At 75.0% G+C, this 6,591-nt stretch carries 4 protein-coding genes; 2 read left to right on the top strand and 2 right to left on the bottom strand.

The window, feature by feature from the left end; all coding sequences use genetic code 11:
• Positions 1 to 283: 283 nt before the first annotated feature.
• Positions 284 to 1,456: a xylose isomerase gene (xylA, locus tag ACZ6NC_RS28395; protein ID WP_465736600.1), complete on the bottom strand. Its 1,173-nt coding sequence runs from the start codon at positions 1,454 to 1,456 to the stop codon at positions 284 to 286.
• Positions 1,457 to 1,551: 95 nt separating this feature from the next.
• On the opposite strand from xylA, the gene xylB reads away from it, so the two are divergent.
• Positions 1,552 to 2,982 carry a xylulokinase gene (gene xylB, locus ACZ6NC_RS28390; RefSeq protein ID WP_465736599.1) on the top strand — a complete coding sequence of 477 codons (1,431 nt, stop codon included), beginning with the start codon at positions 1,552 to 1,554 and terminating at the stop codon, positions 2,980 to 2,982.
• Positions 2,983 to 3,054: 72 nt separating this feature from the next.
• Positions 3,055 to 4,209 (top strand): ROK family transcriptional regulator, encoded by a 1,155-nt coding sequence (locus ACZ6NC_RS28385; protein WP_465736598.1) that lies wholly within the window; start codon positions 3,055 to 3,057, stop codon positions 4,207 to 4,209.
• Positions 4,210 to 4,295: 86 nt separating this feature from the next.
• Here ACZ6NC_RS28385 and ACZ6NC_RS28380 read toward each other — a convergent pair whose 3' ends face one another.
• Entirely contained in the window at positions 4,296 to 6,299 is a 2,004-nt protein-coding gene (locus ACZ6NC_RS28380) for an alpha-amylase family protein (RefSeq protein WP_465736597.1), read from the bottom strand.
• Positions 6,300 to 6,591 lie beyond the last annotated feature (292 nt).

Genomic DNA, 6,591 nt, shown 5'->3' with positions numbered 1-6,591 from the left:
CTCCCCTCCCCCCCCCCCCCCACCCCCCCCCCCCCCCCCCCCCCCCCCCCCCTCCCCCCCCCCCTCCCCCCCCCCCCCCCCCCCCCGGCCCGTGCCACTGCGTGCGCACCGACGGCCGTCCGGGGCGGCGCGCGCGGCGGGAATTGTCAGACAAGCCCTAGCGAGGCGCGGGCTCCTCGTCGTCGGCGGTCCACCGGGACCGTCCGGCCGGAGCCGCGGGCTGCCGGGCGAGCGCCGAGAGCCGGGTCGTGCGGTGCGCACGACCCGGCTTCCGTGGTCGGCGTCAGCGGGCGCCGAGGAGGTGTTCGAGGGCGAGCTGGTCCAGCTGCTCGAAGGCCATGCCGCGCCGGGCGGCGGTGTCGACGTCGAACTCCTCGAAGGCGGAGCGGTCCGTCAGCAGCGCGGCCAGGCCGTCCTGCGCCGTGGGGAGGGCGAGTTCGGGCAGCCGGGAGGCAGCGAGCGCGGCCTTGACCTCCGGGTCGGCACGGAAGGCGCGGGAGCGCTCCGCCAGCAGCAGGTAGTTGCGCATGCAGCCGGCGGCCGAGGCCCAGACGCCGTCGAAGTCCTCGGTGCGCGGCGGCTTGAAGTCGAAGTGCCGGGGGCCGTCGTAGCCGGCCGACTCCAGCAGGTCGACCAGCCAGAAGGCCTGCCGCAGGTCTCCCGCGCCGAAGCGCAGGTCCTGGTCGTACTTGATGCCGGACTGGCCGTTGAGGTCGATGTGGAACAGCTTGTCGTGCCACAGGGCCTGGGCGATGCCGTGCGGGAAGTTGAGCCCGGCCATCTGCTCGTGCCCGACCTCCGGGTTGAGGCCGACCCGCTCGGGCCGCTCCAGCGCGTTGATGAATGCCAGGGCGTGGCCGACCGTGGGCAGCAGGATGTCGCCGCGCGGCTCGTTGGGCTTGGGCTCGATCGCGAAGCGCAGGTCGTATCCCTGTTGCTCGACGTACTCGCCCAGCAGGTCGAAGGCCTCCTTCAGCCGGTCGAGTGCGGTGCGCACGTCCTTGGCCGCGCCGGACTCGGCGCCCTCGCGCCCGCCCCAGGCGACGTAGACCGAGGCGCCGAGCTCGGCCGCCAGGTCGATGTTGCGGATCGTCTTGCGCAGCGCGTAGCGGCGTACGTCGCGGTCGTTGGCGGTGAAGGCGCCGTCCTTGAAGAGGGGGTGGGTGAAGAGGTTGGTGGTCGCCATCGGGACCTTCAGCCCGGCGGCGTCCAGCGCGGCACGGAAGCGCTTGACGGTCTCCTCACGCGTGGCATCGCCCGCGCCGAAGGGGATCAGGTCGTCGTCGTGGAAGGTGACGCCGTAGGCGCCGAGCTCGGCCAGGCGCTGGACGGTCTCGACGGGGTCGAGGGCGGGGCGGGTCGCGTCGCCGAAGGGGTCGCGCCCCTGCCAGCCGACGGTCCACAGGCCGAAGGTGAACTTGTGCGCGGGGGTGGGGACGAGCGGGTCGCTGGACATGGAGCGGCTCCGGAACAGTGCGGAGGGGTGTTTGTCAGGGCTCTCAACAAATTAGTATGCCGGAAGGTCAGAAGGAACCCCCTTTGGAGGAACGCATGGCTGAGCAACGTGTCGTGATCGGCTTCGACAGCTCGACGCAGTCCACCAAGGCCCTCGCCGTCGACATCGACACCGGCGCGGTGCTGGGCCAGGGCCGCGCCCCGCACCGGGTCAGCACCGGCGCCGGCCGGGAGAGCGATCCCGAGCAGTGGTGGCGGGCGCTCGGCGAGGCCGCGGGCGCGACGGGCTGGGCCGAGCGCGCGGCCGCCGTCTCGGTCGCCGGTCAGCAGCACGGCCTGGTCACCCTGGACGCGGCCGGGGAGCCGGTCCGCCCGGCGCTGCTGTGGAACGACGTCCGGTCCGCCCCCCAGGCCGCCGAGCTGCGGGCCGGGATCGGTGCGGCGGAGATCGCCCGGCGCACCGGCAGCCTGCCGACCGCGGCCTTCACCGCCCCCAAGTGGGCCTGGCTGCGCGCCAACGAGCCCGCTGCGGCCGAACGCGTGGCCGCTGTCCGCCTCCCGCACGACTTCCTGACCGAGCGGCTGACCGGGGAGGCGGTGACCGACCGCGGTGACGCGTCGGGAACCGGCTGGTGGGGGCCGGACGGCTACGACAAGGACGTCCTCGACCGCATCGGCCTCGACGAGGCCCTGCTGCCGCAGGTCCTCGCGCCGGGCGCGCGAGCGGGCGTGGTCCGCCCGGGGACGGCGCTGCGCGAGGGGGCACTGGTGGCCGCCGGAACCGGCGACAACATGGCCGCCGCCCTCGGGCTGGGCTTGCGGCCCGGGCAACCGGTGCTCAGCCTCGGCACCTCCGGGACGGTCTACGCCGTCGGCCGGACCCGGCCGGTGGACCCGAGCGGAACGGTCGCGGGCTTCGCCGACGCCCTCGGCGGCTGGCTGCCGCTCGCCTGCACGCTGAACTGCACCCTCGCCGTCGACCGCTTCGCCGCGCTCCTCGGACGCGGGCGCGAGGAGGTCGAGGACGGTGGCTCCGTGGTGGTGCTGCCCTACCTGGACGGTGAGCGCACACCGGACCTCCCCGGTGCCTCCGGTCTGGTCCACGGGCTGCGCCACGACACCACCCCGGGGCAGATGCTCCAGGCCGCCTACGACGGCGCCGCCCATGCCCTGCTCACTGCCCTGGACGACGTGCTGCGCGCCGGCGGCACGGACCGGGCGGGCGAGGAGCCGCTGCTGCTGATCGGCGGCGGCGCCCGTGGCCGGGCCTGGCAGCAGACCGTGCTGCGCCTCTCGGGCCGGGCGGTCCGGGTGCCCGAGGCGCAGGAGCTGGTCGCGCTGGGTGCCGCCGCCCAGGCCGCCGCGCTGCTCACCGGCGAGGCGGCCGACACCGTCGCACGCCGCTGGCGGACGGCCGAGGGCTGCACGCTGGAGCCCGTGGCGAAGGACGGCGACGCGCTCGAACGGATCAGCGATACCCTGCGTCGGGCCGGAGCGTTGCAGGGCGCCCCGGCCGGGGACCGGTAGGAGGAGCGGCGCGTGACGGCGGTCGGCAGTGCGATCAGGAGCCAGGACAACGGGCCCGCTTCGCTACAGGACATGCGTCGGCGCAACCTCGCGCTCGTCCTCGGCGCGGTCGCCGAGCACAGCCCGCTCTCCCGCGCGGACGTCGCCGGGCGTGTCGGGCTGACCAGGGCGGCCGTCTCCTCCCTGGTCGACGAGCTGATCGGCCGGGGTGCGTTGACCGAGGCGGCGGCCACCGCCAGCGGCCGGGTCGGCCGACCCGGCCGGGCGCTGACCGTCAGTGACCACGGCCCGGCGGGGCTCGGTCTGGAGATCGGCGTCACCCACCTCGGCGCCTGCGTGGCGGACCTGCGTGGCGAGCCGCGGGTGTGGCGCAGGGTGGACCAGGCCAACGCGGGCCGGCCCGCCGGGCAGGTGCTCGCGGAGGCCGCCGCGCTGGCCGCCGAGGCGCAGGCCGAGGCCGAGGCCCTCGGGCTGCGGGTCGAGGGCCGCGTGCTGGCCGTGCCCGGGGTGGTGCCGAACGGACCGGCCGGGCTGGTGGAGCGCGCGCCCAACCTCGGCTGGTGCGGCGTCCGGCTCGCCGACCACTGGCCCGACCCGGCGACCGTGCCCGAGCCGGAGAACGAGGCCAACCTCGGCGCGCTGGCCGAGTTCTGGAACGCCGAACCGGCCGAGACCTTCGTGCACGTCTCGGCCGAAGCCGGCATCGGGGCCGCCCTGGTGATCGAGGGGCGGCTGTTCCGGGGTGCCCGCGGCTTCGCCGGCGAACTCGGCCACATCCCCGTCCACCCGGACGGCCCCGACTGCGTCTGCGGCGCCCGGGGCTGCCTGGAGCAGTACGCGGGCGAGGAGGCCGTGCTGCGCGAGGCCGGTCTCGCGCAGCACGGCGCGGGCGACCCGGTCGCCCTGCTGGCCGAGCGGGCGGGGGCCGGGCACGCGCCCACGCTGGCGGCACTGGACCGCGCGGGGCGGGCCCTGGGTCTCGCCCTCACGTCGGCCGTGGAACTCGTCGATCCGGACGGTCTGGTCCTCGGTGGCGCCTACGCCGAGCTCGCCGACTGGCTGCTGCCGTCCATACGCGCCGAGCTGGCCGCCCGGGTCACCGTGCGCCCCTGGGACCCGGAGGCGCTGCGTCCGTCCGCCCTGGGGCGGCGCGGACCGCTGATGGGCGCGGCGCTGACGACGGTCCGCCGGATCATGGCGGACCCGACCCTGCTGCCCGTCGGCTGACCCGGTGCCGGGCCCCGACTCCCGGCCGCCGGCCCCCGGCCCCCGGGTGAGGGGCGCGGGGGCCGGAGGGCGGGGCGGGCCCTGCGTCAGTCGTGCTCGACCACGACCATCGCGTGCCCGTCCCCGGTGGTGACCCGTACGTGGACGTACTCGCCGTCGTGCTGCCAGGCGAGTTCCTGTCCGGCGGGCTGCAGCCGCACCGAGCGCGGCGCGGTGGCGAGCCGGACGGCGACGGGCACGTCGACCAGCGGGAACGGGTCGTGCACCAGGTCCAGTTCCGGGGTCTCCCGGGACGGGACGAAGCTGACCAGGTGCACGACGGTGCTCGTGGTGGTCCGGACGACCGTGGTCTCCAGGTGGACCGGACCGCCGGCGCGGAGGAGCGGGTCCGGCAGCAGCCGGTCCAGGGCCGCGCCCAACAGCCGGCGGTACGTTTCCAGGCCGTGCTCGTGGAACGCCTCCAGCAGCGGCACGGTCACCGCGGCCACGCCGTCGCCGACGGCGGCGGCCACCTCCTCGCCCGAGTCGGCCGGGGGCGTGTAGGAGTGGCCGCAGAACCGGTCCCAGGAGCGGGGGAAGTAGGGCTCCACCACCCGGGCCAGGACCTCCGCGCCGGGCCGGCCCCGGGCGGCCAGCCGGGAGCCGTAGCTGATCACCGGGAAGTCCTCCGGGACACCGGGGACGCCCTCGCAGGCGAGGAAGTACTCGCCGGCCGGAGCCTGTGCCAGGTCCTCCACCGGGAGGTCGGGGAGCGTCGGTTCGCCGCCGTCCCGCAGCAGCGCGGGCCCGACCAGCAGCACGGCGCCACCGGCCCGCCGGTAGGCCTGCAGGCGCTCCGCGAGGGCGTCGTCGACCTTCGTGGTCTCCGGTACCACGACGGCCCGGTACCCGCTCAGGTCGGCCGTCGGCAGGACGACCTCGAACTGCGCGCGGAGCTGCTGCAGTGCCCGTACGGCGCCGATGTTGGCCGCCCCGGGGTTGTCACCCAGTGCGGGGTCGGTGATCAGGGCGATCTCGCTGACGACCCGGCCGCCGTCGACGAACGGCTCGCACCGCGCGATGTGCCCGTAGGCCGAGCCGATGAGCTCGTACACCGCGGGAGCGGGCACGCCCCGCGGGTGCAGGACGTCTCCCACGCCGCCGGTCAGACCGTGGCTCAGCATCTGGCTGGTCTCGTAGAGCAGCGCAGCTCGGGGCTTGAGGGCGGCGTTGTCCCCCCAGCTCTCGTGGAACCGCCCGGTGTGGCTGAGGACCGGCAGCCCCAACGGGCGGACGAAGCGGCCCACGTACGGCAGGAAGGCGTAGCCCCAGCCGCCGGTGGGCAGCCCCTCGACCTCGACGTGTCGCACGAACTGCCGCTCCTCGGGCAGCCCGGTCTTCGGCCGGCTGTTGAACCAGACGCCCTGGACGGCGTCCGGAGGCAGCGCTTTCTCCACCATCGCGGAGTAGCGGGCCATGTAGCGCTGGGCCACCAGGTTCGCGTACCGGCCCCGGTGGTCGGCGTCGGCCGGGTCCAGCCCCTCGCGGCGCATCCCGTCCACCGCCCAGCGGCTCACGCTCGGCTGGTTCCAGCACATGTCGATGAAGATCCCGTCGACGGGGGCGAACCGCCGCAGCACCTCGTCCAGCTGGTCCGCGAAGTAGTCGGCGTAGGGGCTGGACATGTCGAGGATGTTCCAGGCCGCCTCGAACGCCGAGGTGCTCCAGCGGGCGAGCTTCAGGTCCTCGCCGTGCGCGATCCACTCGGGGTGTTCCCGGGCCGCGTACTCGTCGACCTGGAGCGACAGGTAGATCGGCGCGCGGATGCCGACGGAGTGCAGGGCGTCGACCTGCTCGGCGAGCAGGTCCAGGTCGGGGGCGAGTCCGGGGTGGCGTTCCGGTCGGTCGGTCCCGTGGTAGAGGTGCCCGTGGTGGCATTTGGCGAAGACGGTGACGCTGTCGACGTGCGCGTCCCGGAAGGTCCGCGCGAAGGCCGCCGGGTCGAAGTCCCGGCCCACGTCCGGGATGTCGGGGCCGGTGTGGAAGTCCAGGTGCACGGTGCGGCGAGGGAAGAGGCCGGAGTTGTGAGCGCTCACATTATTGTGGGTCATGGGATGGATTTATAGAAGATACACACGGGAGAGGTCCAGGGTTGCGCGGGGGGAAGTTGCAAAGTCCCTTGTCAGAGCGGTTGATTGAGGGGGTGACTGCCCGTCGCTCGGGCTGGGCGACGGTATCAGGCATGGGATCTCTGCCGCGCTGCTGCCGACGCCGTGGTCGAGGCTGGGATCGGCTGGGCCGCGTCGGTCGGGGTGGGGGGGGCGCGGGGGGGCCCCCCCCCCCCCATCCCACCAATTTGGGGGGTGGGGGGGGCAAAGACCGGTCCCGGAAAGGGGGGGTGTG

The sequence above is a fragment of the Kitasatospora sp. NPDC041988 genome, from assembly GCF_055588525.1.
Note: the sequence above shows the minus strand (reverse complement) of the source record. Positions and strands in the feature narration are given on the sequence as shown.